Origin of the sequence: uncultured Rothia sp. (assembly GCF_937976295.1) — a bacterium.
GTDB lineage: Bacteria > Actinomycetota > Actinomycetes > Actinomycetales > Micrococcaceae > Rothia.
In genome coordinates this window covers 1-3,953 of record NZ_CALJRY010000392.1, presented here as the reverse complement: position 1 = coordinate 3,953, position 3,953 = coordinate 1, and the positions used below count along the sequence as shown (strand labels likewise).

Annotated in this window: 3 protein-coding genes; 1 reads left to right on the top strand and 2 read right to left on the bottom strand. The window is 60.9% G+C overall.

Annotated elements, in window-relative coordinates:
* Positions 1-185: 185 nt before the first annotated feature.
* Entirely contained in the window at positions 186-1,589 is a 1,404-nt protein-coding gene (locus Q0216_RS10440) for a hypothetical protein (protein WP_298595272.1), read from the top strand.
* A 164-nt stretch (positions 1,590-1,753) separates the two neighbouring features.
* Here Q0216_RS10440 and Q0216_RS10435 read toward each other — a convergent pair whose 3' ends face one another.
* Complete coding sequence (locus Q0216_RS10435; protein ID WP_298595270.1) at positions 1,754-2,746, bottom strand: glycosyltransferase family 2 protein; 993 nt, start codon at positions 2,744-2,746, stop codon at positions 1,754-1,756.
* A gap of 45 nt (positions 2,747-2,791) precedes the next feature.
* Positions 2,792-3,778, bottom strand: a complete 987-nt coding sequence (locus tag Q0216_RS10430; protein WP_298595266.1) for a glycosyltransferase family 2 protein — start codon at positions 3,776-3,778, stop codon at positions 2,792-2,794.
* Between the last annotated feature and the right edge of the window lie 175 nt (positions 3,779-3,953).

The window sequence follows — 3,953 nt, the reverse complement described above, 5'->3', positions numbered from 1 at the left end:
TGCCGAAGGCGGCTCTGGCGAAGAAGTGGCAGGGTGTTAAGAACCTTGCCGAGCATGTGGTGAAGTAAACCCCATATTTGTGTGCTGTGCGTCGTACATCCTGCGGTGGATGTGCGGCGCATCTGCGTATGTAATGATGGTTTGTGTTGGCGGCTGTGTTGGTGGCTTGGAACGAGGAGGACGCGGTGAGCGAGTCGGTACAGCACCCCGATAAGAGCGGGGTGGAGGGGCTGAGCGCCCTGCAGGCTCAAGAAGCTTCGGGAGCTCAGGGCGTTGCAGAGACCCAGAGTACTACAGAACCTCAGTCTTCGGGAACGGTCACCCGCTACCAGTCCCTGGCGCTTTTGGGTTCGTCCCTGCTGGCGGCGGTCTCCACGCTGGTGGTGACCATGATTGCTCAGCGTGCTCTGACCGGTTCGGAGCTGACGGAGTTCCTGCTCTTTTGGGCGGCGCTTTTCACGGTGACGGGCATTATCACGGGTATTCAGCCGGAGATTACGCGCGCGGTGGGTACGGCGCGTACCCAGACTGTTGAGGGTTCCGCGCCGCAGGGCGCTCGCGTGGTGACGGTGACCGCGGCTCTGGGCGCTATCGCCGGTGCGTTGGTGCTGGTGAGCTCCCCTCTGTGGGCGGGCCAGCAGATTCCGCATTCGGCGGCGGTTGGCGTGACCGTTATGGCGGTGGGCGTGTTCCTCTACGCCCTACAGGCGACTATGAGCGGTGTGACTGCCGGTGAGGACCGTTGGTACCTTTTCGCGGCGGTGGGCGGTCTGGAATCGGCTGGGCGCCTCATCCTCATGCTTGCGGCTGCGCTGATGATTCCTTCCCTTGCCGGTCTTGAGGTGGCAACCGTCGTGCCGATGGGTCTGTGGCTCATCCTGGCGCTTGTGATTGTCTCGGGTCGCCGTCTGTGGGTTGCTCGCGCCGATGTGCCCGCGGGGCGCCTGACCGTAAATATTCTCTGGTCGTTCCTGTCTTCTGCCGCGGCGGCGGTGCTGATGATGGGCTTCCCGAACGTGCTGAAAGCGAGCGGCGCCGCGGAGAGCGAACCGGTCGTGCTGGGCACCCTGATTCTGGCGATTTCCATTACCCGTTCGCCGATTATGATTCCTTTGCAGGCCTTTCAGGGCGTGGCGGTTTCTGCCTTCTTGAAGCAGCGTCACCGCCCCGTAGCTGCGTTCGTTAAGCCTGCCGCCGCCGTGGTGGCTGTGGGTGCTGTGGGCGCGTTGGCGGCGTACCTGGTGGGTCCGCTGTTGTTCCGCCTGATTTACCCGCCTGCCGCAGGTGCAGAGTCCGCGTACGAGGCGGCCGCCTCCGGCTTCCCCCTGGGTGCGCTGGTCTTCGCATCGGCGCTACTGGCATTGATGACTCTTTCAGGCAATATGGCGCTCGCGGTGAACCAGCACCGCATCTACCTTGCCGGCTGGGTGGTCGCCGCAGCGGTGACTCTGAGCCTGGCGTTCCTGGTCCCTGCCCCGCTGGTACCGCGCGCTATTGTGGCGCTGGCGGTCGGCCCGGTCTGCGGCTTCGTGGTGCATATGGTGGGTGTGTCTTTGGCATCCCGCGCGGAGGAAGCTCCTACCGAGTAGCATAAAAACTTATGGGAGGGGCACGTACGTGATGTACGTGCCCCTCCCAGCATTTAACCCGGCAGGCGGCTCACCGCTAGGGAACCAGCCACTTACGAACCGGCGGAATCCAGCGCAGCAACCACACCAGAACCAGCGAAGCCCCTCACACTAGCACCCGAATCCTAAAGGTTATAGACCCGCTTAACGTACGCGCCGTATAGCAGACGGTACAGTGCCGTGCTGGTCTTCAACAGCAGACCGGCGGCACCAAACACCGGGCGGATGCGCAACGCAAGCAGCGCATCGCGCACAGTAAAACCACTACGGCAACCCGCCAGCACAGCCGGTGCGCTCTCACCGCCCACAATCAGCGCCTGCTGCGCGTTATTCAGGTACGCAAGAACCCGGGCAACGGTCAGCGCCTCCTGACCTGCGGGCAGATGATACGTGCTCGTACGCTGCAGAGACTTCTCAAAATACTCCAGCAGACGGGCAGTCTCAGACAGGGGAGTAATGCGGCTCCACGTCAGGCTTCCCGCGCTTACAGCGTAAGCGTATAGCGGCTCGTCAATGACGGTCACGCTCTGCGCTCGCAGGTAGCAGTCCAGTAGCGCGCATTCGTCCTCAGCACGTTCAATCTGGGGGTACCTGACGTTCTCAAATAGTTCGCGGCGAATAATCTTATCCCAGGCGTAAGGAGACAGCTCGTCCTTGAGCAGAGCGAATGCCGCCTCCTGACCGGTCATGGTGCCGGGGGAGCCCTTCAGGCGCTTCCTGTTAGCACCATTGGTTGCCACCATATTGTGGGCGCAATTGACCACCTGCGCGCCCGTACGCTCCGCGTGGTAGTGCAGGCGCTCCAGGAAGGTCGGGTAGAGAGCATCATCAGAATCAGGGAAAGTCACCCACTCGCCACGCGCGTGGTCGAGACCCTGGTTACGCATTGCAGACAAGCCCTGATTCTTCGGGTTATCAAACACGCGCACGCGCTCATCCGGGTTCTGGCGTAGATAGTCCGCAATCAGCTGCACCGAATTGTCGGGAGAACCGTCAATCATGACCAGAAGTTCAAAATCCGGGTCGGTCTGTACCAGTACCGACTCGATTGCCGCAATGACGGTGGAGGCGGTGTTGTAGACCGGCATAATGATGCTCGTGCGAGGAGAGGCAGACATAAAGACGGGAACCTTTGAAAATGGAACTGATAAGAACGTTGAAGTTTACATGCTGTAGGTGCGGCGAACGTACGCACCGTACAGGATGCGGTACAGGGCGGGGGAGAGCTTCAACAGCAGGCTCGCCGCCCCCACCACCGGGCTAGAACGTAGAGCCGGCACAACCCAACCCCACTCAATTTGGCGGCGGCACTCGCGGATTACCGCATCCGAGTCGGCGCTATTGCTCATGAGCGCCTGCTGCGCATTATTCAGGTAGGTCAGCGCAGAAGAAATCGCCAGCGCCTGCTGACCCTCCTTGGAGGAGAGCAGCGGTGCACCCGCTTCACGCATGTAGCGGGTGTGGCGGATGCTTTCCTCCACCGGGGTCACGCGGCCCCAGGTCAGGCCCTCAGAACCCATGTGGTACAGGTAGAGGCAGTCCGGGATCACCTCAAGCTTCTGCGCCTGCATGAGGCACTCAAAAACCGCGAGGGCATCCTCAGCGCGGTGAATATCGGTCGCGAAACGTACCGAAGAGAAGAGTGAAGCACGGAAAATCTTATCGTGCACAAAACCCGTAAAACGGTTTAGCAGATAGTTGATGGCAATATCGTGACCCGTGTATGTGCCGGGTGCCCCCTGCGGGCGGTCCATCGTGGAGCCGTCGGCGCGGGCAATAGTGTGACCGCAGGTTGCCACATCTGCCCTGCTACGTGACGCAGCGGCGTGCAGACGTTCCAGGAACTCGGGGCGGTACGTGTCATCAGAATCAATGAACGTAATCCACTCGCCGCGTGCCTCATCCAGACCCTGGTTGCGTGCCGCAGACACGCCGGCGTTCTGCTCATTGTCGAAGAGGCGGATGCGGGGGTCGGGGGTGTTCTGCAGGAACTCGCGAATCACCTGCGAAGAATGGTCGGGGGAGCCATCAACCACCACCAGCAGCTCAAAGTCGGGGTCGGTCTGCGCCAGAACGGACTCCATCGCGGCGACGACAGTGTCAGCCGTGTTGTAGACCGGCATGATAATGCTGGTGTGCGGTGAAGACATGGTACCCCTTAGAGAACATCGGTGACGGAACTACATACAGATACATCATACGGGGGCTAGGGGTATCGGCTCTTATTTTTTACGTCAAAGTCTGGGAACTTAGGTAACCCTATGGAAAACGCACTGGGTGCTCCCTACACTGGAAGGGCACATTGACAGACCGCACGGGCCGCCC